This window comes from Vibrio sp. 10N.222.49.C9, assembly GCF_041474985.1.
GTDB classification, from domain to species: domain Bacteria; phylum Pseudomonadota; class Gammaproteobacteria; order Enterobacterales; family Vibrionaceae; genus Vibrio; species Vibrio crassostreae_C.
Genome location: NZ_JBFRVD010001388.1, coordinates 1 through 263, shown reverse-complemented (window position 1 = coordinate 263; position 263 = coordinate 1). Strand labels below are relative to the sequence as shown.

General features: G+C 44.9%; 1 pseudogene. It reads left to right on the top strand.

Annotated elements, in window-relative coordinates:
* Positions 1 to 263: pseudogene (locus AB4585_RS28415) on the top strand (phosphomannomutase); the annotation flags it as partial.

Sequence of the window (263 nt, the reverse complement as noted above, 5' to 3'; positions counted from 1 at the left end):
GAGATGGGCATTGACGCCTTAGCGATTCCTGTGAGTTGCAACACTATCATTGAGCAATCTAGCGCATTTAAAGCGGTCTCTACAACTAAAATTGGTTCGCCGTATGTGATTGCTGAGTTTGATGCTTTGTCTGAAGACTTTACTCGCATCGCTGGCTTTGAAGCGAATGGCGGTTTCTTATTGGGCAGTGATGTTGAAATCAACGGTAAAGTATTAAAGGCATTACCGACACGCGATGCGGTACTCCCTGCACTGATGTTATT